A 24,144-nucleotide genomic window follows, 5' to 3' on the forward strand; every position below is an offset into this window, starting at 1 on the left:
CGTGGCGAGCCTCTTCGAAGCCGACACGCCGCGGCCGCTCGCCGACCGGCTCCGCCCGCAGACGCTCTCCGAGGTCGTAGGGCAGGATCACCTGCTTGGGCCGGAAGCGCCGCTGGGGCGGATGATGGCGCGCGGGCGTGTCGCCTCGATCCTGCTCTGGGGGCCGCCCGGCTGCGGCAAGACCACCATCGCCCGGCTGCTGGCCGACGGCACCGACATGGGGTTCGAGCCGCTCTCCGCCGTCTTCTCCGGTGTGGCCGACCTGCGAAAGGTGTTCGAGCGAGCGAAGGAACGGCGGCAGATGGGGCGCGGCACGCTGCTTTTCATCGACGAGATCCATCGCTTCAACCGTGCGCAGCAGGATGGCTTCCTGCCCTATGTCGAGGACGGCACCGTGGTGCTGGTCGGCGCGACGACGGAGAACCCCTCCTTCGAACTGAACGCGGCCTTGCTCTCGCGCTGCCAGGTGCTGGTCCTGCGGCGTCTCGACGATGCCGCCTTCGACAAGCTGCTGGCGCGCGCCGAGGAGATCGAGGGGCGCACGCTGCCGCTGACCGAGGACGGGCGCGAGGCCCTGAAGGCTATGGCGGACGGCGACGGGCGCTACCTGCTCAATCTGGCCGAGGAGGTTTTCCTGCTGCCGCCGGAGCCGCTGCTGGGTGCGGCCGAGCTTGCCGGTGCCGTGCAGCACCGGGCCCCGGTCTATGACAAGAACCGGGAGGAGCATTACAATCTCATCAGCGCGTTGCATAAGTCGCTCCGAGGCTCGGATGTCGATGCGGCGCTCTACTGGCTCTCGCGCATGCTCGCGGGCGGCGAGGACCCGGGCTACATCATGCGCCGGCTGACCCGCTTCGCCTCCGAGGATATCGGTATGGCGGACCCGGCGGCGCTGCCGCAGGCGCTCGCATGCTGGGACGCTTTCGACCGGATCGGCTCGCCCGAGGGAGACCTGATGCTGGCGCAGTGCGTGATCTATCTCGCGACCGCGCCGAAATCGAACGCCGCCTATAAGGCCGCAGGCGCGGCGAAACGTTCGGCCAAGTCGACCGGCTCGCTGATGCCACCGGCCCATATCCTGAACGCACCGACGAACCTTATGAAGGATCTCGGCTACGGCAAGGGTTATGCCTACGATCACGACGCGCCGGACGGTTTCTCGGGCGCGAATTACTTCCCCGACGGGATGCCGCGCGAGCGCTTCTACAATCCGGTCGAGCGCGGTTTCGAGCGCGAGGTGCAGAAGCGGCTTGCCTATTTCGACAAGCTGCGGCGCCAGCGTCAGCAGGATGGCACCGGCGGTGACGGCTGAACGCCGCTTCGATCTCTATCTGGGCATTGACTGGTCGGGGGCGAAAGGCGCGCGAACGAAGGGGATCCAAGTGGCCGCCGCCGAGCCCGACGGTCGAATCCCACAGCTTCTGCGCAATCCTTTCAAGGAGCATGGTGTCTGGTCGCGTAGCGACGTCCTGGCGTTCCTGAGGGCCGAGGCCGGCCGGGGACGCCGTGTACTCGCCGGGTTCGACTTCGCCTTCTGCTATCCTTTCGAGGACGAGAGTGCCTATTTCCCCGGGCTTGCCGGTGCTCCGGCGGATCCGCCGGGTGTCTGGGGGCTGGTCGAGCAGGCCGCCTCGGACTTGCCGGAACTTTACGGCGCTGCGCTCTACCAGCGTGACGATCTGCCCTATCGCGACTATTTCATGGCGCCCGGCTGGTCGGGGGAGCTCTACAAGCACCGCCAGCGTCGTACGGAGCTGGCCTCTGCAGCCGTCACGACGCCGCATCCGGTCTTCAAATGCATCGGCGCCGCGAATGTGGGCACCGGCTCATTGGCCGGCATGCGTTTGCTGCACCGGCTTCGAGCGGACGGGCCGGAAACGCGGATCTGGCCTTTCGATCCGGAACCGGGTGGCATCCTGACCGTCGTGGAAATCTTTCCCCGGCTTTTTTTCAAACGCGCGGAGGGAGACCCGCGGGCTTGGGGGAATCCGGACAACCTGGCCGCTGTACTGGCGCGCTACGGTACGGAGGCCGCGCCGCTGCCGCCGATCCGAAGCGAGGACGAAGCGGACGCACTGATCTCCGCCGCCGCGCTCCGGTCTCTCGCGGGTGACGACGAGCTCTGGGCACAAGCAGAGCGTCCCGGCGCCGCAAGGGAAGGCTGGATATTCGGCGCCGCTTGGGCTAGCAAGCGCTGATGAAAATGCTCCTCGCCATCGCGCTCGGCGGCGCTCTCGGAGCGCTCGCCCGTCACAAGGTCGGATCCGTCGCCATGCATTGGCTCGGCAGCGGTTTTCCCTATGGCACGCTCACGGTCAATATCGCCGGTTCCTTCCTGCTTGGCTTGCTCGCCGGCGGCCTTGCCTTCCGCTTCAGCCTGCCGCTCGAGGCGCGTGCCTTCCTGATGGTCGGCTTCTGCGGCGCCTTTACCACTTTTTCCACCTTCGCTCTCGACTTCGCGACCCTGACCGAGCGCGGCAACCTGATGCTGGCCGGTTTCTATGTCGCGGTATCCGTGGCCGGTGCGATCCTCGCCATGTTCGGGGGACTCGCCATCATGCGGACCCTGTTCGCATGAGCGGGGTGAAGACAGTTGCGGTGAAAACCGACGAAGCGGAGATGCGGGTCGATCGCTGGTTCAGGAAACATTTTCCCGGACTCGGTCATGGCCGGCTGGAGAAGTTGCTGCGCAAGGGCGAGATCCGGGTTGACGGCAAGCGGGCAAAGTCAAACCAACGCCTCAAGGCGGGCCAGCAGGTTCGCGTCCCCCCGATGGGCGAGGCGGAGACGACAGCACCGGATCCCGGCGCTCGGCCGAAGAAACAACCCGTGGTCGACGAGGCACTCGCGGAGGAGCTGCGCCAACGCATCCTCTTCATGGACGATGACGTGATCGCGCTCGACAAGCCTGCCGGGCTCGCAACCCAGGGCGGAACCGGGCAGAAGACCCACCTGGACGCGATGCTGGATGCGCTCCGGTTCGACAAGCTGGAGCGCCCGAAACTGGTACACCGGCTCGACAAGGACACGTCCGGGGTTCTCCTGATCGCCCGCTCCGCAGCGGCCGCCCGATGGCTGACGGCCGCCTTCCGGGCCAAGACCGCACGCAAGATCTACTGGGCTCTTGTCGTCGGCGAAGTGAAGCCGAGATCTGCCCGCATCGATCTGCCGATCGCCAAGCTGCCCGGCAAGAGCGGGGAGAAGATGGCGGTGGATTTCGACGAAGGGAAGAAGGCGCAGACCGACTACGAGGTCGTGGAACAGCTCGGTAAGCGCGTCGCCTGGGTCGCACTCTCCCCGATCACCGGACGGACCCACCAGCTCCGGGTTCACATGATGGAACGGCGCACTCCGATCGTCGGCGACGGGAAATATGGCGGACAGGAAGCCTTCCTCGTTGCCGAAGGCCTGTCGCGCAAGCTGCACCTGCATGCCCGCGAAGTCGAGGTGACGCGACCGAACGGATCGCTGCTGCGGATCTCGGCACCCTTGCCTGACCACATGATGAAGGCCTGGCAGTTTTTCGGCTTCGATCCGGACGGCGGGGCGGATGCCCTGCATGAGGTAGACTAGATGGCAAATGGCGATCCGCTGCGCCTCGTCGTGTTCGACATGGACGGGACACTGATCGACAGCCAGCACCATATTATCGCCTCAATGACCCGCGCATTCTCGGCGAACGGGTTGCCCGCTCCCGACCCCGCTGCGGTCAGGGCCGGTGTCGGTTTGCCGCTGGAAGCAATTTTCCGATCATTGCTGCCGGGGCACGGTCCGGCGCTTTACGGCAAGCTGGCGGAGGATTATCGCGACGATCATCGCAGCCGCCTCGATCGCGGCGAGCGTCAAGAACCGCTGATGCCGGGCGCGCGCGAGGTGATCGAGCGTCTCGACGCCGCCGGTTATCTGATCGCGCTCGCGACCGGGAAGGGAACAAGAGGCGCCCGTCATGCGTTGGAGGTGCATGGCTTGATCGACTACTTTGTCACGATCCAGACGGCGGACACGGCGCCTGGAAAACCGCATCCCGGAATGCTTCTCCAGGCGATGGACGAGGCCGGCGTTGAGGCATCCGCCACGATCATGGTCGGCGATACGGTGTATGACCTGGAGACGGCGCGAAACGCCTCGGTGGCGTCCGTTGCCGTGACCTGGGGTTATCACGAGCGGGATGCGCTCTATTCTTATGGAGCGGACGCGCTGATCGACCATTTCGACGATCTGGACGCGGCAGTCGAGCGGCTCTTGAAGAACGGATAGGAGCGGCGTGGTGCGATATCTCAAATATTCCCTGCTGGGAGTTCTGGCGCTGGTCGTCCTGACGGGCGCGGGGGCCGCGCTGTTCGTGGCGACCCTCGAACCTGAAGACGTGAAGCGCTTCGTAGAGGAAGAGGTCACGGAGCGTTCGGGGCGGCGGCTTCGGATCGACGGCCCGCTCAGCTACGAAATCTCGATGACGCCGAAGATCTCGGTGTCGGAAGTCAGCTTCCAGAATGCTGACTGGTCCGAGCACGAGGAAATGCTCCGTATCGGCAAGCTTCAGATCAGTCTCGATCTGAACCGTATCCTGAGCGGCGTCGTCCAGGTCGATAACATATTTCTGGAACATGCGAAGATCCGTATGGAGCGCCGCGCGGACGGCAGCGCTAACTGGAATCTGTTCTCGTCGGACGAGGATGAGAGCGGGGCAGACCGCCGCGGCGATCCGGAGGGGCGCATCCGCCTGTTCCCGATCGTGGAAAGCGTGACGCTCATCAATGTCGATGTTCTTCTGGACGATGCGCTCGATGAGCGCCGGCATCACGTCGAAATCGATCTCGTCGATCTCGACGCCCCCACGCTGGACGATCCGGTCGAGGCCGTGGTCCGGATGAAAATCGATGACCGCGATGTCGACATTGCCGGCAACTTGCCGCCGGCGGTCTCCATCGGAGACGCCGCGCAGCCGCAGCCGTTCGACATCACCGGAGAAGCGCTCGGCCAACCTTTCACCGCGGCCGGCAAGCTCGTTTTTGCCTACGAAGGCGGGCGGCCGGTCAATATCGCGATACAGGATTTCAAGGGCACCGCCTTCGGGAGCGATCTCTCCGGACTTTTCAAGCTCGATCTGGCCTCCGACATACCGCTCATTGCGGCGAATCTACGCTCCGAGAAGCTGGACACGCGGGGCATCGAAGCCCTTATCGCCGGTACGCGTAAAGAGGAGCCGGCAGAGACAGCGGAGGCGGCGCCGTCCCGCCAATTGCGCGAAATCGTGGATGACCGGATTCCTGTCGAATGGCTGGACGAGGCGTCGGTCGATATCGCGCTTAATATCAAATCTCTTGTGACCGGCGTGGCGTCGGCGACAGACCTCTCGGCACAGGTCGTCCTCGGCAACGGGCGTCTGGAGATTTCTCCGTTCTGGGCTGTCTACGAAGGGTCGCCGATCCGGTTCGAGGCCACTGTGGGACGTGACGGGGACGCCATTGCCGGAGCCGTAGACCTGACGGTCTCGGGAGCGGATTTCGACCGCTTGGCCGGAGCTTTCGTCGACACCAAAGGCTTCGAAGCCGGTGGCAATCTTGTCGTCAAGTACCGTACATCTGGCACCACGGTCGGCCATGCTATCGAGCGCAGCGTCTTCGAATTATCCGCCCAGATGCCGGAAATGCGCTACCGCGATCCGGCAGGACCGGTCTGGGGCAGGGACGCGACGGCCAAGAGGGTGGGGCTGGAAGTCGTTCTCGCGGGAACCGACGTCGATTCCTTGCTGAAAGCGTTGGACAAGGCCAGCCATATCCGGCTGGACACTCCGTTGGAAGGAACATTGCTTGCCGCGTTTACCGGTACGGCGAAACTCCATGCGGAGGAACTGTCCACGCCGGACGACAATGCCCGGGACATCCTTCTGGAAGTCGCGCTCCAGGACAAAGTGCTGACCGCGAAGATTTCGGAGATGCTGCTTGCGGGCGCGCGGCTATCCGTCGACGCACGGCTGGCGAGGGTGGGGGACGCAAGTCAGCTTGAGGGGAAACTCTACTGGCAGGACGTTGATCTCGGCCTGATCGGGCGCAGGGTCCTGAGCGAAGGGAGCCTCAGCGGAGAAGGCGATTTCGACATCAATCTTCGCGGGCAGGCCCGGACCGTCGCGGCGATGCTGACCGCGCTCGACGGCGAGATCGGGATCAACTTGTCAGACGTGGTCTACAAGCGGCCCGACCCCGCGGGTGGGCCGGAGCAAACGTTTACGATCAGCCAGCTCGCGGTCGCCGCGCCGTCCATGGCGCAGCCGTTCGAGGGGCGTATCGCCGGCGCGTTCGAGGGCCAGACAATAGAAATCGCGGGAAGCTTCCCGCCGCCGAAGGCGCTCGTCGACCAAGGGACCCCGTTGCCGTTCGCTTTCACTGGGCGCGCGCTGGATGAGCCGGTATCTGTGAAGGGAAACCTGACCCTCGTTCAGGTCGGTGATACTTTCACGAGCTTCAGCCTAACCGGGCTCGATACAAAGATCGGAAAGTCTGACCTCAGGGGCGACGTGCGGATCGGTCTCGAGGGCGAGCGTCCGAATATCAAGCTTTCGATGGCGAGCGACTTCCTCGATCTCGAGCCTCTGCTCGGCAAGCATTTCAAGGCGGATCGTAATGGCGGGGAAGAGAGCAAGGCGGAAACCGCCGGGGATCCTCTGGACGAGCCGTTTCCGGTGGAAGTTCTCGGGCTGATCGACGGCGATTTCGACCTGCGCGCAGCAACGTTGCAAACGCCCGGTGCGCTGTTCCAGGATCTGACGCTCCGGACCCAGGTCCAGAACAAGGTCCTCACCGTATTTCCCTCGAATGGCGTCTTCAACGGAGGCCGCTTCAATCTCGAGGGCAAGGTCGACGGCTCGAAACCCGAACTGGCGGATTTTGCGGTGAAGGGCGACTGGCGCGACGCCGAGTTCGGCAATGTCCTGCGGGAGTATTTCGATACAACGGTTCTCGAAGGCCGCAGCAACATGCTGGTCGATCTGACGGCGCGCGGCCGGGTTCCCCGGGAGGCGATGGATACCGTCAATGGCCAATTCGCTCTCGTCGTGCAGGACGGCACAATGGCAAATGCCTATTGGGAACTGCTGGCCGCCGACCTGCTGACCGGCCTGTTGCCGGCGCTTGGCCGGGACACCGAAGAAGGGCGGCTCAATTGCCTTGCCACGAGATATGAGATCCAGAACGGCGTCGCCAATACGGTCGTGTTTCTGGTGGACAGCTCGCGGGTGACGGTCGGCGGAACGGGAACGATCGATCTTCGCGACGAGAAGATCGACATGATCGTGACGCCGAAGCCGAAGAATTTCAGCTTCGTCAGCTTGGCGCATCCGATCCGTATTACCGGCGATCTGCAGGATCCCAGCATCTATCCGGACCCGGTCGCCGCCGCGACGACCGCGGCGAAAAGTGTCGGGGCTGCGGCACTGACGGTGGTCAACCCGCTGACCTTGATCGTTCCGTTCCTCGCACCTGGCTCAAGCGAAGACCCGTGTCCGACCGCGATCGCGCTGGCCGAAGGTCTGAGCCCGGAAGAGGCGGCGAAACGCGGAGCGTCGGGGCAAAAATCTTCCGGCGAAGACGCGGCGGAAAGCGGCGCGCCGAAACCGGCACAGAATGATAAGGGTTCCGAGCCCACCGGGCCGATCCGCGGGATCTTCGGCGGGATCAAGAAGCTTCTGGAGTAACGCGTGAAACGTTTCTACAAGACCGCCTCCGCCGGACCAGCCGAGGGCGGCTTTCAGGTTCTGCTCGACGGCCGCGCCGTCCGTACCCCCGCAAAGGCGCCTTTGCTGCTTCCCGCCAAAGATCTGGCAGAACGGATTGCCGCCGAGTGGGAGGCGCAGGGCGAGAAGATCGAGCCCGGCGCCATGCCGTTCATGTCGCTGGCCTCCACCGGGATCGACCGCGTCACGCCGCAGCGCGAGGCGGTGATCGACCAGATAGCGGCCTATGGCGGCTCCGATCTGGTTTGCTACCGGGCGGAGGAACCGGAAGAGCTGGTGCATCGTCAGATGGCGGCCTGGCAGCCGCTGCTGGACTGGGCCGAGGCACGGTTCGATGCGCGCCTGACCGTGACCGCAGGGATCATGCCGGCGGCGCAGCCTGAGGGCGCGCTCCGCGCGCTCCGGCTCGCGGTCGCGGAATATGACGATCTGGTGCTCTCCGGCCTCTATCAGCTGACCACCGGATTCGGCTCTCTCATCATCGCGCTGGCGGTGGTCGAGGGGCGTGTCGATGTCGAGACGGGGACCGGGCTGGCGCAGCTTGACGAGCTCTTCCAGGAGGAGCGCTGGGGCGGGGATTCCGAGGCATCGGCGCGGCGCGCGAACATTGCCAGCAACATGGCCGACGCGGCGCGGTTTGTCGCGCTTTGCCGGGTTTGACGCGCTGCACAAGCTGGGCCTATCGTTGCGCGTTCAGGGGAGAAAACGCATATGCAGGACATCATTCAGCGGCTTGAGGAAATGCGCGACGGCGCGCGCGTGGGCGGCGGCGAGAAGCGGATCAAGGCGCAGCACGCAAAGGGCAAGCTGACGGCGCGGGAACGGATCGAGATCCTGCTTGACGAAGGCTCGTTTGAGGAATGGGACATGTTCGTCGAGCACCGCTGCACCGATTTCGGCATGGCCGAGAACAAGGTGCCGGGCGATGGCGTGGTGACCGGCTACGGCACCGTCAACGGGCGCATGATCTTCGTCTTCAGCCAGGATTTCACCGTCTTCGGCGGCTCGCTTTCGGAAGCCCATGCCGAGAAGATCTGCAAGCTGATGGACCAGGCGATGAAGGTCGGCGCCCCGGTGATCGGCCTCAATGACAGCGGTGGCGCGCGCATCCAGGAAGGCGTCGCCTCCCTCGGCGGCTATGCCGAGGTGTTCCAGCGCAACGTGCTCGCCTCGGGCGTGGTGCCGCAGATCTCCATGATCATGGGCCCCTGCGCCGGCGGCGCGGTCTATTCCCCCGCCATGACCGACTTCATCTTCATGGTGAAGGACAGCTCCTACATGTTCGTCACCGGCCCCGACGTGGTGAAGACGGTGACCCACGAGACGGTCACGCAGGAGGAGCTGGGCGGCGCGGTAACCCATTCCACCAAGTCCGGCGTTGCCGACCTCGCCTTCGAAAACGACGTCGAAGCGCTGCTGCAGCTCCGCCGCTTCATCGACTTCCTGCCGGCGAACAACCGTGAGAAGCCGCCGGTGCGGCCGACCGCGGACGTCATGGACCGGCCGGAAATGTCGCTCGACACCCTGGTGCCGAGCAATCCGAACAAGCCCTACGACATGAAAGAGCTGATCGAGAAGGTCGTCGACGAAGGCGATTTCTTCGAGATCCAGCCGAACTTCGCCGGCAACATCCTGGTCGGTTTCGCCCGCATGATGGGCTCGACGGTGGGCATCGTCGCCAACCAGCCGATGGTGCTGGCCGGCTGCCTCGATATCGAAAGCTCGAAGAAGGCCGCCCGCTTCGTGCGCTTCTGCGACTGCTTCAACATACCGATCGTGACCTTCGTCGACGTCCCGGGCTTCCTGCCGGGCACGTCGCAGGAATATAACGGCATCATCAAGCACGGCGCCAAGCTGCTCTACGCCTATGCCGAAGCGACGGTGCCGAAGATTACCGTGATCACCCGCAAGGCCTATGGCGGCGCCTACGACGTCATGAGCTCCAAGCATTTGCGCGGCGACCTCAACTTCGCCTGGCCGACTGCGGAGATCGCGGTGATGGGACCGAAAGGCGCGGTGGAGATCATCTTCCGCGGCGATCTCGGCGACGAGGAGAAAATCGCCGAGAGGACCGAGGAATACCGGCACAAGTTCGCCAATCCCTTCGTCGCCGGCGCGCGCGGCTATATCGACGACGTCATCCTGCCGCACAACACGCGGCGGCGGATCTGCCGGGGGCTCTCGATGCTGAAGAACAAGCAGCTCGAGAATCCCTGGAAGAAACACGACAACATCCCGCTCTAGAGAGAATTCGGAACATGCGAGTGGTCTATACCGAGGGGCATGCGGCGCATGCCCCAAAGCGCTTCATCATGCGCGGCGAGATCGGGCAGAGCCCGGAGAAGCCCGAGCGGGCCGAGATCCTGCTGACGGCGGCGCGCGAAGCCGGACATGAGCTGATCGCGGCGAAGCCGCACGGCGTGGGCCCCGCGGCACGAATTCACGACGGAGGTTATCTCGACTTTCTCGAGAACGGCTGGGCGCGCTGGTGCGAACTGCCGAACCATGCCGACGAGATCATTCCGAACGTGCATTCCGGCCGGAACATGCACCAGCCGCCGCAGCATGTCGTGGCCGAGGCTGGGCATTACCAGGCGGACACGGCGTGCCCGATAGGGCCGGGGACCTGGGAGGGGGCGCTCGCCTCCTCGGACGTCGCGGTGACGGCGGCGGACCTGCTATGCGACGATATCGAGGCCGGCGATCGCGGGGCCTATCTCTACGCGCTCTGCCGCCCGCCGGGGCATCATGCCTATGCCGATCAGGCCGGCGGCTTCTGCTTCCTGAACAACTCCGCCATCGCCGCCCAGCGCCTGCGCGACCGGGGGGCGGCGAAGGTTGCGATCCTCGATGTCGACGTCCATCACGGCAACGGGACGCAGGGGATCTTCTATACGCGTGGCGACGTGCTGACGGTCTCGCTGCACGGCGACCCGGCGGTCTATTACCCGTTCTTCACGGGCTTCGCGCACGAAACAGGAGAGGGTGCGGGTGCCGGTGCGAACATCAATTACCCTCTGCCAAAGGACACGAGCGACGAGGCCTATCTCGCGATCCTCGAGGATGCCCTGGAGACGGTGGCGACCTTCAAGCCTGACGCGCTCGTCGTCGCACTCGGCCTCGACGCTTCGGAGGCCGATCCGCTCGCCTTCTGCAAAATCACGACCGATGGGTTCCGGCGCATGGGGCAGGTGATCGCCGGAGCCGGTTATCCGAGCCTTCTGGTGCAGGAGGGCGGTTATATCTCGGACCAGCTCGGCGCCAATCTCGCGGCGTTCCTCGCCGGTTTCGAAGGCAACCGCGCCTAGGAAATCGGCCCCGCCCGGATCTCCCTTAGCAGCTTCCGTCTGATCGCCTTGATGTAATCCTCGTAATCGTCCGCGGTGATGACGAAGGCGCCGGGGCCGGTGATAACGTATTCCTCGAAATAACCGCCGAGGTCGAGCACCTGATTCTGGATCGCGAGGCCGTTTACGATGACGCCGGCCTGCCTGGCGATCTCGCGGCCTTCGCGCATGGTGCGGCCGGAATTGTTGAAGCCGTCGCCGGAGATATCGATCACCTGGCGCTGGCCCGCGAAGCTGTTGGCGGAGAAATACGGGACGGTATAGGCGATGGCGGCCGAGATCGAGGTCGCGCCGGTCTCCACGATGCGTGGCGAACTGGCAATCTCGGCGGCAAGCGCGTTGGCGCTTTCCGCGCTGTCGATCAGACGCCAGGGGATGCTGACCGCCTGACGGTCGACGCTCGACCATTCGACCAGTGTGACCGCGATCGACTGGAAGGCGCCGCCCTTGATGGCGGCCTGTACTTCCGGGTCGGTGAAGGCAAGCGCAAGCCCGCGCAGCTGCAGTTCGAACTCGAAGCGGTCGACACTCGCCGAGGAATCTATGGCGAGGACGAGTTCTACATCGACGGGGAGTTCGGTCTGCGCAACGGATGACGGGGCAAGAAAGAGACAGGCGAGGCCCAGAACCGTTTTCAGAATCCGCAAGCTGTCACCTTACTGGTTGTTCTTCGGGACCCGCCTCAGGGGAGAGGCAGAAGCGACGCCTCCTTCCATGATGGGTCAAGCTCCGGTCCGACTGCAACGGGGACGTCGCGCAATTCGCGGAATAGTTTGCGGAAAATAGCGTTTCGGTAGTCGACATAGTCCTTCGCCGCCTCGGCGAAGGACTGCTCGCCGCCGATCACACGGTCCTCGAAATAGATGTCGAGATTGGGGAACTCGTTGCGGATCGCGAGGCCGTTGATGGTGATCCCCCGCGCCAGCACCTGGGCGCGGGCGATATGGATGTCGAGGCCCTGGTTGTTTTCCCCGTCCGCCGACATGTCGATCACACGGCGATAGCCTTCCATGCCGTTTCCGTTAAAGGTCTCGGCGGCAAAGAGCAGGGCGTTGGCGATCGAGGTTGCGCCGGTGCCGATCGTGCGGGGCATCGCCTCGATCTCGTCCGCCAGTTTCAGCGCGTCCGCCGGGCCGGTCAGCAGGCGCCAGCGTACCGCGACGTTCTGGAAGCGGTCGCTCGACCACTGGATGACCGAGATCCCGACCGCCCCCTCGACGCCGCCCTGGATCGCGTCCTGGATCATCGGATCGCGGAAGGCATTGGCCATGCCGGCGACCTGGAGCGCGAATTCCTCGTCATCGACGCTGGAAGAGCAGTCGATAGCGAGCACCAGTTCGAGATCCACGGGAATTTCGGCCCGGCCTTCGCGGGGCAGCAGAGCGAGGAGACAGAAAGCGAAAAGGACAAGGCGCAGCATGGCTCACCACAGCTGTTCTGGTCAGGCTCCCATCCTTGCAGGACAATGTGAAGAATCCGTGTCTATCGCGGCTTAATGTTAAGAGGCCGCCTCACTTTCCTCAAATTCGTAGTCCTCGCCGTCGCGAAACTCGTCGAAATAGGGGTCGGAGAAATCGCCTCCGTCGAGCGGGTAGACGACTTCCGGGCGGTAGATCGGGCCGTCCCGGTTGAGGAAGCTCCGATAGAGCGTGAAAGACCCGACCGGGAAGGAACCGACTCGGAACGGACTGCTTTCGCAGATGAAGTGGTTGACCCGGTCGAGCGGTGCGTCCTTGAAGCGGGCGAGCGTGATATGCGGCTTGAACTTGCGTGTCTCGCGTGGCACGCCGACGGAGTCGAGTGCGGTGTCGATCTTGCGCTGCAAGTGAAGCAATTCTTCGTTCGCCGGCACCCGGGCCCACAGGGCGCGGACCTTGCCTTTGGTCTCGAAGCAGCCGAACCCGTCGATCTCGAGGTCGAAGCCGGGCTCGCGGACCCTGTCCAGCCGTTCGGCGATATCGTCCATCGACCTGTTGTCGACTTCGCCGATGAAGCGGAGCGTCAGGTGAAAATTCTCCTCGGCGACCCAGCGGGCTCCGGGAAAACCGCGCCGCAGGCGTGTCAGGGCGGACCTGACATGCTCGGGCAGCGCGAGCGCGACGAACAGCCTGTTCATAACTAGCTGCGTATCACGCCCGCGCGTGCTGTCAAGGACAGGGGTTGGAGTAGAGGTGATGGATGCGTTCGATCTCCTCCAGGACCTCGTCCGGAAGGGTCATATCCCACGTATCGATATTGCTTTTCAGCTGTTCCATCGTCGTCGCCCCGATGATGTTCGAGGTGGTGAACTGGCGCGTGTTGACGAAGGCGTTGGCGAGGTCCGCGGGCGCGAATCCGTGCTCTTTTGCGAGCTCCGCATACGCGATGGTGGCGGGCTCCGCATTTGGCGTCGAATAGCGGGAGAAATTGCCCGGGAACATGGTCATCCGCGCACCCGCGGGCTTCGCGCCGTCCAGATATTTGCCGCTGAGTACGCCGCCGGCGATCGGGGAATATGCGAGCAGGCCGCAATTCTCGCGGATCGCGACCTCCGCGAGGCCGACCTCGAAACTGCGGTTCAGCAGGTTGTAGGGGTTCTGGATCGAGACCACCCGCGGCAGCCCCATCGCGTCCGAGAGGGCGATGCATTTCATCGCGCCCCAGGGCGTCTCGTTTGAGAGCCCGACATGGCGGATCTTGCCTTCCTTCACCAGGTCGGCGAGCACGGAGAGGCTCTCTTCCAGCGGAGTCCAGTCCTGGTCCGCTCCATGAACGTAGCCGAGCTTGCCGAAGCTGTTCACGGGCCGCTCGGGCCAGTGCAACTGGTAGAGGTCGATATAGTCCGTCTGCAGCCGCTTCAGACTGTCCTCGACGGCCTGGGTGATATGCGCGCGGTTGAATTTGAGATTGCCGTCGCGGACATGGGCGAAACGCTCGCCCGGCCCGACCACCTTGGTCGCGAGAATGACCTTGTCGCGCTTGCCGCCAGACTTGAACCAGGTGCCGATGACCTCCTCGGTCCGGCCGTAGGTCTCGGCCCGCGGCGGCACCGAATACATTTCCGCCGTATCGAAGAAATTGACCCCGCGCTCCAGCGCGTAATCCATCTGCTCGTGACCTTCGGCTTCGGTGTTCTGCTCGCCATAGGTCATGGTTCCGAGGCAGATCACGCTGACGCGCAGATCCGTTCGTCCAAGCGGGCGGTATTCCATCGATATGTCTCTTCCGTTGATTTCAGGCGGGCGGAACGGGCCCGGAAGCGGCGGAGTTTAGTGTTCGGATCGAAAGGGATCAACGGCCGGGGATATTGCCTGCCGGGAAATGCCGGCGGCCGGTCTCGGGGAACCGGCCGCCGCTCCGCAGGGCAGAGTGGCGCTAGTCGGCGACGAGCGGGCAGAAGAAGGTGACTTCGTAGATCGTCTCGGCTGTAGCCGGACAGGAGAAATTCCCGGTCCCGTCGTCATAGGCATAGGCGTAGGTCTGCGGACAGAATTTGTGGATCAGCTCGACATAGCTGGTCTTCACAACCGGCCCATTGCGGCAGGCTTCAGGGCCTATATCGCCGCCGCAGCAGTAATAGTCCGCCTGCGGGTCAGATGGCTGGTAGGTGACGGGGCCATTGGTGAAGGGGGGATTGGGAATGTTTTGCCAATTGCCGATCGTCAGCTTCGAGCAAGGCGAATAACAGCCTGTCTGGACATTGGTCTTGCCGCCGGTCGCAGTGGGGAAATTGAGGACGAGGTTTTCGTTTTTCAGCGCCGGATAGGTTCCGTCGGTGCTGAGATCCTCGTCGGTCGGACAGGATGCGAAGCTGAGTTTGCTGCAATCGATCGTGTTGTTCTTCGGGCCTCCGGGACAGGATCCTTTCACCTCGACCTTGTAGGGCAGGGTGTAGCCGTCCACCATGCTCGTATCCCAGCCGTCGCTGCTAGGCAGGGGCGTTCCGCTGGACGGGTTGATCAGGCACCCGCCCTTCTTGGCGACGGAGTCGAAGCAGCCGAACGTGCCTTCGAACTTGGAATCGACCGGCGGCGCGCAGCCAACTCCGTCAGGGCAAGCGAGCCCGGGCCCGCCGCTTTCGCCGATTGAGCAATCCGAGCCGTCGTCGGGACAGCTCACGGCCATGGTCGGCCAGAATCGGGTGCCCGCCAGCCCCTTGTCGGGGATGTTGTAGGTGATTGAGTCGCCCTTCTTCTTCAGCACTGCCGGATTGGGGGCATCGAGACTTCCGCCGCCGCTGCCGACGATATTCTGGATTGCTATGGGCTGATCGCAGCCATTGATGACTTTCAGGCGGGGATGGGTTCCGCTGTCAGCGATCGCCGGAAATGCCAGAAACATGGTGCCGATCTGAGCGAGGACGAGAGCCGTTGGTAGTTTCGATATAGCGTTTCGCATCTTGGACCTGCCTATTTCTAAGTTGGCCGGGGCGGTCATGAGCAGGTCACGTGTTACACGAAAATACAAGCAAAAAGTGTAAATCGGATTGGAGTTTGTTTCGAAAATTGAAGGCCGGGCTCCCGAATTCTTTTATTTGCCAGCCGTAGCGCGCGTAAGGAGTCTCTTCACCAGAGGCATGATGCGCTCGACGATCACTGCGACGCCGTCCGCCGTCGGATGAATTCCGTCCGCCAGATTGAGCGACGCATCGCCGGCTACCCCATCGAGGAAGAACGGATAGAACAGCGCGTCGTGCTTCTCCGCCAGCTCGCGGAACACGGTCTCGAACTCCGTCCCGTATTCCTGACCAAGATTGGGCGGCGCCAGCATCCCCGCTAGCAGGACCGGCACCCCCCGCTCGCCCACCGTTGTCAGGATCGCGTCGAGGTTGCGCCGCGTCTCGGCCGGATCGAGGCCGCGCAAACCGTCATTGGCGCCAAGTTCGAGGATCACGGCATGCGGATCGGAGGCGAGTGCCCAGTCGAGCCTAGCCCGGCCGCCGGCGGAGGTGTCGCCGGAGACGCCCGCATTCACCACTTCGGCCTCGATCCCCTCGGCGGCCAAAGCGCGCTGCAGCTGGTCGGGAAAGCTCTCGCCGGGCGGCAGGCCGTAGCCCGCCATCAGGCTGTCACCGAGGCCGAGAATCCGGGTTTCGGCATCCGCCGGCGCGCCTGCCACGTAGAGAAGGACGAGAAAGGCCGCGAGGGACGCCAATACGCGGGAGATGGCGGTTCTCCGCCGCTTCACGGTGTTGCAATGCAAAACTATGGCCCCATATCCCGATGATGCGCGATTTCCGCGTATATTCGCCTGCACTGGCGCGCCCGGCCGACGGAACTTGGAAGAGGAACTCATGGCACTTATCCGGCTATCCGACCTGCACCTTAACCTGAGGAGCGGGGCCGGTGAGGTCAATATCCTCCGGGGAATCGATCTCGAAGTGAACGAGGGCGAGACCGTCAGCATCGTGGGTCCGTCCGGGGCAGGGAAGTCGACCCTGATGATGGTCATGGGCGGGCTGGAGCAGGCGAGCACCGGCAGCGTTTCGGTCGCGGAGCACGATCTTTCCGCCATGAGCGAGGACGCGCTCGCCGAGTTCCGTCGCGACACGGTGGGGATCGTCTTCCAGGCCTTCCGCCTCGTGCCGACCATGACGGCGCTGGAGAATGTAGCCATACCGCTGGAACTCGCGGGCCACCGCGACGCCTTTGCGCTCGCGGGCGAGAGCCTGGAGCGGGTAGGACTGGGGCACCGGGTGACGCACTACCCGGACCAGCTCTCCGGCGGCGAGCAGCAGCGCGTCGCCATCGCCCGCGCCTTCGTCACCCGGCCGAAACTGCTGCTGGCGGACGAGCCGACCGGCAATCTCGACGGCTCCACCGGCGACCGGATCATGGAACTGCTTTTCGAGTTGAGTGAGAGGCACGGCACTACCCTGGTGCTGATCACCCACGATATGGGGCTCGCCGAGCATTGCGCGCGTGTCATCTCCATGGCCGACGGCAGGATCGTGAACGATACCGGCGCGCGGCCCGTGCGCGCGGTGACGGATAAGCCGGACGCGGCGGGCGAGCGGCAGCGCGCCTGATGAAAACCCTTCCCATCGCCCTCAGGATCGCCCGGCGCGAGCTTCGTGGCAGCGCCGCGTCCTTCCGTGTCTTTCTCGCCTGTCTTGCCCTCGGCGTGGCGGCCATGGCGGGTGTCGGCTCCGTGTCCTCCGCCATGATGGCCGGCGTCGAACGCGATGCGCGCGAGATCCTCGGCGGCGATATCGATATCCGCTTCACCCACCGCGAGGCGACGGACGCGCAGCAGGCCTGGTTCCGCGAAAGCGGCACTGTCGCCGAGACGGTGGAGATGCGCGCCATGGCCCGCAAGGCCGACGGCGGCCGCCGCACCCTCGTGGAACTGAAGGGCGTCAGCGCGAGCTATCCGCTGTTCGGAGACATGGAACTGGAGGGTGGAGCCGCGTTGCAGGAAACTCTCGCGGCGCGTGACGGTGTTTACGGCGCCGTGGTCGACAGTGCGCTGGCGGCACGGCTGGACCTGGTGCCCGGCGACCGGCTGAAAATCGGCGAGGCGGAAGTCGAGGTGCGCGACACGATCGCCAAGGAGCCTGACCGTGCCGTCAGTTTCGCCTCTTTCGGCCCGCGCGTGATGATCCCGGCGGCGGCGCTGCCCGAAACCGGCCTGGTGCAGCGCGGCAGCCTGATCCGATTCCACTACCGCATCGCGCTTGCGCCCGGAACGAATGCGGCCGACTGGATCGAGGAGACCAACGCAGCGTTCCCGGATGCCGGCTGGCGCATTCGTGGCGTCGACCGCGCCGCACCGGGTTTTGACCGGTTCATCTCCCGCGTCACCCAGTTCCTCACGCTTGTCGGGCTGACGGCACTACTGGTCGGCGGCGTCGGCATCGCCAATGCGGTCCGGAGCTTCCTCGATCGCCGGATGGCGACCATCGCCACGCTGAAATGCCTCGGGGCTTCGACCGGGACGGTCTTTACCGCCTATTTCATCCAGATTCTGGCCGTGGCGTCCGTCGGGATCGGCATCGGTCTCGTTTTCGGTGCTGTCGCGCCTCTAATCGCGGGCAAGCTGGTCTCGGGCATGCTGCCCTTCGAGGTTCCGGGCGGGATCTACTGGGGGCCGCTGCTGACCGCGGGCGCCTTCGGGTACCTCACCACCATCGCCTTCTCGCTCTGGCCGCTCGGGCGGGCCGGGTCGGTACGCGCGGCGCAGCTCTTCCGCGCGCTCATCGTGCCGCCGGGCGGGCGCCCGGCGATGCGCTACATCGTCTGGAGCGCGCTCAGCGCCGCCGCGCTTGCGGTCCTCGCGATGGTGGCGACCGACGATCCGAAGCTCGCGGGGTATTTCATCGCCGGGGCGGTGGGCGTCCTGCTGCTCTTCGGCGGCGGGGCCCAGCTGATCGTCCGCGCGGCCCGCGCCGCGCCGACGCCGAAACGGCCGGACCTGCGCCTCGCGGTGGCGAACCTGCACCGCCCCGGCGCGCCGACCGCGAGTGTGATCCTCTCGCTCGGGCTCGGTCTCACCGTGCTGGTCGCGATCGCGCTGGTGGAGGCCAATCTCGCCCGCCAGCTGAAGGAGCAGATCCCGGAAAAGGCGCCGTCCTATTTCTTCATCGATATCCAGCCGCACCAGGTCGAGGGCTTCATCGAGACGGTGGAGAGCGTTCCGGGCATCACCAAGATGGAGCGCACGCCGATGGTGCGCGGGCGGATCGTCGAGATCGCCGGCGTGCCCGCTGGCGAACGCAAGGTCGACCCGGACGTGCAATGGACCATCAACGGCGACCGGGGCCTCACCTATGCCGCGACGCCGCCGCCGGGAACAGACCTGGTGGAGGGCGAGTGGTGGCCGGAAGACTACAAGGGGCCGCCGTTGATCTCCTTCGACGCGGAGATCGCGCGCGGATACGGCATCGGTGTCGGCGACGCCATCAAGCTGAACGTGCTCGGGCGGGAGATCACCGCGACGGTGCACAATCTGCGCAATATCGAGTGGCAGTCGCTGGGGATGAACTTCGTCTTCGTCTTCGCACCCGGAACGCTCGAGGCGGCGCCGCACAGCATTATTTCGACGGTTTACGCGGAAACACCGGAGGCCGAGGAGGCGGTGCAACGCGCCGTGACAGACCGGTTCCCGAACGTCTCCGCGATCCGGGTAAAGGATGCGCTCGACAATGCGAGCCGGATCATGGACGCGGTTGGGATTGCCATCCGCATCACTGCCTCGGTGACATTGCTGGCGGGCGTGCTGGTGCTGGCAGGCGCCGTGATCTCAGGCCACCAGCGGCGGATCTACGATGCCGTGGTGCTGAAGGTGCTGGGCGCGACCCGGCGCAAGGTGCTGACGGCCTATGTCATGGAGTACGGCCTGCTCGGGCTCGCGACCTCGCTGGTCTCGGCGCTGATCGGCACGGCTATCGGCTATCTGGTGATCTCGCAGATCATGCGGGCCGATTTCGCCTTCGATACGGTCTCGGTCGTCGCGACGGCAACGCTGTCCACCCTGCTCACCATCGGTCTCGGTCTCGTCGGCACCTGGAGCGCGCTCTCCCAGAAAGCGGCGCCGCTGCTCAGAAACGAATAGATCCTTTCGGTTCGGGGTATGGCGGAAGACGCGGTGCCGATTGAGGATCAGGTCTTACGGATGGGCTCAGCAGGTATGGGGGCAAGAATGAGCGTGCAGCGTATTGCGTCTTTTTCCGAGAGGAATGCCGGAGGCAATCCGGCCGGAGTGATGATTGCCGACAACCTTCCGTCGGTGGCGGAGATGCAGCGCATCGCCGCAGAGGTCGGATTCTCCGAAACGGCATTCGCCGAGCCGGAGGGGGACAGCTGGCGGGTGCGGTATTTCTCGCCCGGTTCCGAGGTGCCGTTCTGCGGCCACGCGACGATTGCGCTCGGTGCCGCGCTTGCGATGAGGGAAGGCGACGGAGTATTCCGGCTGTCGCTCAACGAAGCGGATATTACCGTCGAGGGGCGCAACGAGAACGGTGTGTCTTCGGCCGCGTTGCAGTCACCGCCGACGCGCAGTTCCCCGGCCTCTCGGGAGATCGTATCCGAAGTTCTGGGGCTGTTCGGCTATTCCGCGGACGACCTGTACGACGGTATGGCGCCGGCCTGGATCCATGGCGGGGCGGACCATTTCCTGCTGCCGTTGAAATCCCGCGAGGCCTTGGCCGGCATGACATACGACCTTGAGGCGGGGCGCAGTCTGATGAACCGGGAAGGCTGGGTCACCATCATGCTGGTCTGCCCCGAAAATCCGACCAGCTTTCACGCACGCAACGCCTTCGCCTCCGGCGGCGTCTATGAGGATCCTGCCACCGGTGCCGCGACGGCGGCCTTTGCGGGTTATCTGCGGGATATCGGCTGGCCGCATGGCGGGAGGATCGAGATCCGGCAGGGTGAGGACATGGGCATGCGCTCGCGTATCCATGCCGAGATCCCGGCGGAACCGGGAAGCTCCATCCGGGTCTCGGGCGAGACCCGGATAATGAGCGAAGGTTAGCTATTCAGGACCGCCATTCCGGGGGCTGTACCCTCCAGGCTTGGATCGGGTGTAACGACGAACAGCGTCACGTCGATATTGTTTCGGGTCGCGTTGGAGTAGGGGCAGACCAGGTGAGCCTCGCCGACGAGGTCCTCCAGCGCTTCCTTGTCGGCACCCGGCATCGAGATTGCCAGCGAAACCTCGAGACCGAACCCGCCTTCGGCGCGCGGACCGATGCCGACTTCTGCGCAGACGGTCGTGTCCTCGCCGATCTTCAGGCCTGTCTGCTTTTGGGCGGAGACGAACTTCATCGCTCCTAGGAAGCATGCCGCATAACCGGCCGCGAAAAGCTGCTCCGGATTATTGCCGGTTCCGCCGGCCCCGCCGAGTTCCCTCGGTGTCGAAAGTGTCACTTCGAAAGCGCCGTCGTGGGTTTTGGCCTTGCCGTCACGACCACCGTTCGCGAAGGCGATGGTCCTGTAGAGAACATCAACGGACATTGTTAAACTCCTTAATAAGCGATTAAATCGTGCACGATATAAATAACAATCAAACCTCATGAGTCAAGGCTTGCGATTTAATCGTGCGCGCTTAAATTTGGGGGGGAGATCAGAAATGGAGAGAATCATGTCCGCAATATCCGCCGACCAGGCTGCTTGTCCGGCCCTGAAGGACATGCTCTGCTTCGCCCTCTACAAGGCGCATCATGCGATGAACCGGGTCTACAAGCCGCTTCTCGGCGAGTTGGGGCTTACCTATCCGCAATATCTCGTGCTGATCGCGCTCTGGGAGCGGGACGGACAAAAAGTGGGTCAGCTCGGCGAGACCCTGCATCTGGAATCGAACACGCTGACCCCGCTCTTGAAGCGGCTGGAAGGGGCGGGGCTTGTCGTACGGCGGCGGGCGGCCAATGACGAACGTCAGGTGATGGTATCCCTGACCCCGGCCGGCAAGGACATGCGAAAGAAGTCGGAGGGCGTGGCCCAGTGCATCTTCGACGCGCTGCACATGGCGCCGGAAGAGTTCCGGCCGCTGGTCTCCGGCGTGAACGCGGTTGCCGACACGCTTGTCGCCGGCCGTGAAGATTGAACGGCGCCGCCTTTTTCTTGGCCCAATCCTCGGTATCATGAGGCGTCCTGACGAAGGAGCCGACCCATGATGAAGACGAAGCCGATCATCCTGCTACTTGCTCTGGGAATTGCCGTCGCCGCAGTCCCCGTACGCGCCGCTTCCGACGAGGCGCCCGCCGATACGATCGAGCGTGGCGCGCAACTGGTCATCGACGGTCTCCGCGCCTTCTTCTCTTCCATTCCACAGTACGAAGCACCGGAAGTGCTGCCGAACGGCGATATCATCATTCGCCGGGTGCAGCCGAAGGCGGACGACGGGGAACCGGAGGAGAAGGAAGATGACGGTCCGGGGCTGAAACTCTGAAACACCTTCTCCCGGAACGATGCCCGGCAAACCGCGGGGCTCGGACGGACGGGGAAAAACGGCCTGCTGACGACCGGGCCGGTAGCCAAAAATGTTCCGGATACAAGGCTTAAGCATTCGCTTACGCACGCTCCCGTAAGCGGAAGGCGCATTCGGAAGGGATGAGGACATCTCCATCTCTAGCTCACCGGCGCAGATCGGCGTCCGGGCGAATGCAACAAATGGAGCCTCTCATGAAAAAGACGATCCTCGGCCTCGCGGCCGCCGCACTGATTGCTCTTCCGCTGGCCGGACAGAGCCTCGCCAGTTCCCATTCGACATCAAAGGCCAAGATGCTAAGTGAGGAGCAGATCGGCGAGATGCTCGCGAAGAATGGCTACAAGGTGATCCGCATAGAACGTGAGCGTGACGAAGTTGAAGTCTACGCCACCCAAGGCGGCGAGAAATGGGAACTCAAGCTCGATCCGAAGACCGGGAATGTCCTGCGCAAGGAGCGTGAGGACTGATGACCGCGACAGGCCGGACGGACCGGCGGGTCTGGGATCCGCTGGTCCGGGTTACGCATTGGGTCATCGCGCTCGCGGTGCTTCTCAACTATGCGATCGTGGACGAGGAATCGGTTGTCCACGTCTGGGTTGGCTACACGGCGTTGGCGATGCTCGGCCTGCGTGTGATCTGGGGCTTTGTCGGCACCGAGCCGGCACGTTTCAGCTCTTTCCCGCCCGACCCGTCGGCCGCGCTCGCCCATTTGCGCGAGATGTTTTCGCGCCCGCGCCAGGCACACAGTTCGCACAACCCGCTCGGGGCGCTGATGGTCTACGCACTATGGGCCACGTTGTTCACGGTCGGGGGCACGGGTATGGTGCTCGACGTTGTCGGCGAACACGGCTTGCTCGGCGAGGCTGCGGAAGAAATTCATGAAGTCGCGGCGACGCTGCTCGTCGTTCTGGCGGCTTTCCATGTCGGCGGGGTGGTTCTCGAGTCGCGCCTCACCGGGACAAATCTGGTACGCCGAATGACGTGGCATCCTCGCGGCAGGCCGGGGGATGGCTGAAAGGGGAGCTTGTGAAAGATCGGGAAAAGGGCGGCGGCCCGCTCGGCGGGACATACGGCCTGGCAGCGCTTATCGTCATGCAGTCGCTTTGCGCGGTTTTTTTCATTGCCGACGCGGTCGAGGATATCCGCACGGAGCCGCTCAATTGGCATGACGGGTTCGAGGCGGTCGTCGCATTGGCGCTGATCATTGGCGTGGTGTTCGGAGCCAGGGAAATGCGCCGGGTTCTCGATCGAGCGGGCCGGGCCGAGGCTGCCGTGTCGGCCGCGTCCGGGGCGCTCGGCGAGATGATTGCCGGCCATTTCGATCGGTGGCAGCTGACGGACGCGGAGCGGGATGTGGCTCTGTTGGCGATCAAGGGTTTCGAGATATCCGAGATTGCGGGCCTCCGGAACACTGCGCCGAGCACCGTGCGAGCGCAATTGACCCGGGTCTATGCCAAGGCCGGGGTCGCAGGACGCTCCCAGCTGGTCAGCCTTTTCATCGACGATCTGCTCGGCGGGCCGCTCGCCGGTCTGGACATGCCGGAAGCGGAACGGTTGGACAGAAATGCTAGCTGAGGTCGGCGACGGTTGCCCCGGCAGCATCCCGCAAGGCCAGGGGCTCCGTTTCGAACACCGCGTTCGGCGCCCCCGCCGCGGCCCAGACGGTTTCGAAACCGAGCAGGGCTTCGTCCATCCAGGTCTCGACCGGAACCAGGTGGCCGATCGGTGCGACGCCGCCGATGGCGAAGCCTGTGACCTCGCGGACTTCCTTCGGGTCTGCCCGCTCCAACGGTTCGCCGGCTAGCGCGGTGGCCTTTGCGAGATCGACCTGATTGCTGCCGGAGACCAGGAGCAGTTTCAGTGCGCCGCTTTCCGCGCCTTTGAATATCAGCGATTTCACGATCTGTGCGACCTCGCAGCCACAGGCCGCGGCCGCTTCCTCGGCGGTGCGGGTCGAGTCAGGCATGCGCAGGATTTCAGTGGCCAAGCCGGCCGCTTCAGCGGCCGCCTTCACCCGGTTAACGCTCTTGCTCATATGGTTTCGTCTCTCAGAATAGACTTGCGGAGCCAGTGGAGCGCAGGTGTGGCCGGACCGTCAATCGTGGCAATGGACGCGGTCGGCAGCAGCGCACCGTACCCGGCGTGTTCGCCTGTCAG

Annotated in this window: 25 protein-coding genes; 17 read left to right on the forward strand and 8 right to left on the reverse strand. The window is 64.2% G+C overall.

Going from position 1 to position 24,144, the window contains the following annotated elements; translation table 11 throughout:
* Window position 1 precedes the first annotated feature (1 nt).
* The 9 genes from NUH88_RS14865 to NUH88_RS14905 are packed head-to-tail and all read left to right on the forward strand — an operon-like array spanning window position 2 to window position 11,037.
* Window positions 2-1,312 carry a replication-associated recombination protein A gene (locus NUH88_RS14865; protein ID WP_257767186.1) on the forward strand — a complete coding sequence of 437 codons (1,311 nt, stop codon included), beginning with the start codon at window positions 2-4 and terminating at the stop codon, window positions 1,310-1,312.
* Window positions 1,302-2,198, forward strand: a complete 897-nt coding sequence (locus NUH88_RS14870; protein WP_257767187.1) for a hypothetical protein — start codon at window positions 1,302-1,304, stop codon at window positions 2,196-2,198. The genes NUH88_RS14865 and NUH88_RS14870 overlap by 11 nt, the downstream gene beginning before the upstream one ends.
* Complete coding sequence (crcB, locus tag NUH88_RS14875) at window positions 2,198-2,578, forward strand: fluoride efflux transporter CrcB (RefSeq protein ID WP_257767188.1); 381 nt, start codon at window positions 2,198-2,200, stop codon at window positions 2,576-2,578. The genes NUH88_RS14870 and crcB overlap by 1 nt, the downstream gene beginning before the upstream one ends.
* Window positions 2,575-3,573, forward strand: coding sequence for an RluA family pseudouridine synthase (locus tag NUH88_RS14880; RefSeq protein ID WP_257767189.1), 999 nt, complete (start codon window positions 2,575-2,577; stop codon window positions 3,571-3,573). Before crcB ends, NUH88_RS14880 begins: the two co-directional genes overlap by 4 nt.
* Window positions 3,574-4,257: an HAD-IA family hydrolase gene (locus tag NUH88_RS14885; protein ID WP_257767190.1), complete on the forward strand. Its 684-nt coding sequence runs from the start codon at window positions 3,574-3,576 to the stop codon at window positions 4,255-4,257.
* A gap of 10 nt (window positions 4,258-4,267) precedes the next feature.
* On the forward strand, window positions 4,268-7,690 hold the full coding sequence (locus NUH88_RS14890) for an AsmA family protein (RefSeq protein ID WP_257767191.1): 3,423 nt from the start codon (window positions 4,268-4,270) through the stop codon (window positions 7,688-7,690).
* 3 nt (window positions 7,691-7,693) lie between these two features.
* Window positions 7,694-8,389 (forward strand): ATP12 family chaperone protein, encoded by a 696-nt coding sequence (locus NUH88_RS14895; protein ID WP_257767192.1) that lies wholly within the window; start codon window positions 7,694-7,696, stop codon window positions 8,387-8,389.
* A gap of 51 nt (window positions 8,390-8,440) precedes the next feature.
* Window positions 8,441-9,973 (forward strand): acyl-CoA carboxylase subunit beta, encoded by a 1,533-nt coding sequence (locus NUH88_RS14900; protein WP_257767193.1) that lies wholly within the window; start codon window positions 8,441-8,443, stop codon window positions 9,971-9,973.
* A gap of 14 nt (window positions 9,974-9,987) precedes the next feature.
* A complete protein-coding gene (locus tag NUH88_RS14905; protein WP_257767194.1) occupies window positions 9,988-11,037 on the forward strand; it encodes a histone deacetylase family protein in 1,050 nt (349 codons plus the stop codon).
* On the opposite strand, the gene NUH88_RS14910 is transcribed toward NUH88_RS14905, so the two are convergent.
* The 6 genes from NUH88_RS14910 to NUH88_RS14935 form a co-directional block, all read right to left on the reverse strand.
* Window positions 11,034-11,723: a DUF1194 domain-containing protein gene (locus tag NUH88_RS14910; RefSeq protein ID WP_257767195.1), complete on the reverse strand. Its 690-nt coding sequence runs from the start codon at window positions 11,721-11,723 to the stop codon at window positions 11,034-11,036. The two genes, NUH88_RS14905 and NUH88_RS14910, sit on opposite strands and share 4 nt — an antisense overlap.
* Window positions 11,724-11,758: 35 nt before the next feature.
* A complete protein-coding gene (locus NUH88_RS14915; RefSeq protein ID WP_257767196.1) occupies window positions 11,759-12,496 on the reverse strand; it encodes a DUF1194 domain-containing protein in 738 nt (245 codons plus the stop codon).
* Between the two features lie 78 nt (window positions 12,497-12,574).
* Window positions 12,575-13,192, reverse strand: coding sequence for an RNA 2',3'-cyclic phosphodiesterase (thpR, locus tag NUH88_RS14920; protein WP_257767197.1), 618 nt, complete (start codon window positions 13,190-13,192; stop codon window positions 12,575-12,577).
* Window positions 13,193-13,223: 31 nt separating this feature from the next.
* Window positions 13,224-14,267 carry an NADP(H)-dependent aldo-keto reductase gene (locus NUH88_RS14925; protein WP_257767198.1) on the reverse strand — a complete coding sequence of 348 codons (1,044 nt, stop codon included), beginning with the start codon at window positions 14,265-14,267 and terminating at the stop codon, window positions 13,224-13,226.
* A gap of 163 nt (window positions 14,268-14,430) precedes the next feature.
* Window positions 14,431-15,453, reverse strand: coding sequence for a thaumatin family protein (locus tag NUH88_RS14930; protein ID WP_257767199.1), 1,023 nt, complete (start codon window positions 15,451-15,453; stop codon window positions 14,431-14,433).
* Window positions 15,454-15,585: 132 nt separating this feature from the next.
* A complete protein-coding gene (locus tag NUH88_RS14935; RefSeq protein WP_257767200.1) occupies window positions 15,586-16,242 on the reverse strand; it encodes an arylesterase in 657 nt (218 codons plus the stop codon).
* A 106-nt stretch (window positions 16,243-16,348) separates the two neighbouring features.
* Between NUH88_RS14935 and NUH88_RS14940 the strand changes: the two genes are divergently transcribed.
* The 3 genes from NUH88_RS14940 to NUH88_RS14950 all read left to right on the forward strand — a co-directional run bounded on the left by NUH88_RS14940 (window position 16,349) and on the right by NUH88_RS14950 (window position 20,532).
* Window positions 16,349-17,083: an ABC transporter ATP-binding protein gene (locus NUH88_RS14940; protein WP_257767201.1), complete on the forward strand. Its 735-nt coding sequence runs from the start codon at window positions 16,349-16,351 to the stop codon at window positions 17,081-17,083.
* Entirely contained in the window at window positions 17,083-19,608 is a 2,526-nt protein-coding gene (locus NUH88_RS14945) for an ABC transporter permease (protein WP_257767202.1), read from the forward strand. Before NUH88_RS14940 ends, NUH88_RS14945 begins: the two co-directional genes overlap by 1 nt.
* An 87-nt stretch (window positions 19,609-19,695) precedes the next feature.
* On the forward strand, window positions 19,696-20,532 hold the full coding sequence (locus NUH88_RS14950; RefSeq protein ID WP_257767203.1) for a PhzF family phenazine biosynthesis protein: 837 nt from the start codon (window positions 19,696-19,698) through the stop codon (window positions 20,530-20,532).
* Here NUH88_RS14950 and NUH88_RS14955 read toward each other — a convergent pair.
* A complete protein-coding gene (locus NUH88_RS14955; protein ID WP_257767204.1) occupies window positions 20,529-21,014 on the reverse strand; it encodes an organic hydroperoxide resistance protein in 486 nt (161 codons plus the stop codon). The two genes, NUH88_RS14950 and NUH88_RS14955, sit on opposite strands and share 4 nt — an antisense overlap.
* A 127-nt stretch (window positions 21,015-21,141) precedes the next feature.
* On the opposite strand from NUH88_RS14955, the gene NUH88_RS14960 reads away from it, so the two are divergent.
* From NUH88_RS14960 to NUH88_RS14980, 5 genes are all read left to right on the forward strand, one after another.
* Window positions 21,142-21,603 (forward strand): MarR family winged helix-turn-helix transcriptional regulator, encoded by a 462-nt coding sequence (locus tag NUH88_RS14960; protein ID WP_257767205.1) that lies wholly within the window; start codon window positions 21,142-21,144, stop codon window positions 21,601-21,603.
* A gap of 66 nt (window positions 21,604-21,669) precedes the next feature.
* Window positions 21,670-21,948 carry a hypothetical protein gene (locus NUH88_RS14965; RefSeq protein ID WP_257767206.1) on the forward strand — a complete coding sequence of 93 codons (279 nt, stop codon included), beginning with the start codon at window positions 21,670-21,672 and terminating at the stop codon, window positions 21,946-21,948.
* A gap of 233 nt (window positions 21,949-22,181) precedes the next feature.
* A complete protein-coding gene (locus tag NUH88_RS14970) occupies window positions 22,182-22,454 on the forward strand; it encodes a PepSY domain-containing protein (protein ID WP_257767207.1) in 273 nt (90 codons plus the stop codon).
* Window positions 22,454-23,002: a cytochrome b/b6 domain-containing protein gene (locus tag NUH88_RS14975; protein WP_257767208.1), complete on the forward strand. Its 549-nt coding sequence runs from the start codon at window positions 22,454-22,456 to the stop codon at window positions 23,000-23,002. The genes NUH88_RS14970 and NUH88_RS14975 overlap by 1 nt, the downstream gene beginning before the upstream one ends.
* Window positions 23,003-23,013: 11 nt before the next feature.
* Window positions 23,014-23,562, forward strand: a complete 549-nt coding sequence (locus NUH88_RS14980) for a helix-turn-helix transcriptional regulator (protein ID WP_257767209.1) — start codon at window positions 23,014-23,016, stop codon at window positions 23,560-23,562.
* On the opposite strand, the gene NUH88_RS14985 is transcribed toward NUH88_RS14980, so the two are convergent.
* Entirely contained in the window at window positions 23,555-24,022 is a 468-nt protein-coding gene (locus tag NUH88_RS14985; protein ID WP_257767210.1) for a YbaK/EbsC family protein, read from the reverse strand. The genes NUH88_RS14980 and NUH88_RS14985 overlap by 8 nt on opposite strands.
* Between the last annotated feature and the right edge of the window lie 122 nt (window positions 24,023-24,144).

This window comes from Nisaea acidiphila (assembly GCF_024662015.1).
GTDB lineage: Bacteria > Pseudomonadota > Alphaproteobacteria > Thalassobaculales > Thalassobaculaceae > Nisaea > Nisaea acidiphila.